This is a genomic window from Pseudomonas sp. Pse1 (assembly GCF_024519635.1).
Lineage (GTDB): Bacteria > Pseudomonadota > Gammaproteobacteria > Pseudomonadales > Pseudomonadaceae > Aquipseudomonas.
Window position 1 is genome coordinate 1 of the sequence record NZ_JALJRO010000104.1, and the last position, 346, is coordinate 346.

Sequence of the window (346 nt, forward strand, 5' to 3'; positions counted from 1 at the left end):
AGGCCAGACAGCGGGTGTGCACAGGCGCAGTCTTCGCTATAATCCGCGACCTGCCCACGCCGCAGGCTCGCCGAGCGCTGTTTTTAATAGCGATTTACCACAGCCTGGGCCGTCATTACCTCGGTCTACCAATGCATTTCGATGAATAGGGCCTGAAAGGATCGCGCATGTTTGAAAACTTGACTGACCGTCTCTCGCAGACGCTGCGCCACGTTACCGGCAAGGCCAAGCTGACCGAGGACAATATTAAAGACACCCTGCGCGAAGTGCGCATGGCGTTGCTGGAAGCCGACGTCGCCTTGCCTGTGGTCAAGGACTTCGTCAACTCGGTCAAGGAGCGTGCGGT

General features: G+C 57.8%; 1 protein-coding gene. It reads left to right on the top strand.

The annotated features are described in order from the left end of the window. Positions 1–167 precede the first annotated feature (167 nt). Positions 168–346: signal recognition particle receptor subunit alpha (locus NR126_RS28585; RefSeq protein WP_256832511.1), on the top strand; the 179-nt coding region annotated here is incomplete at its 3' end.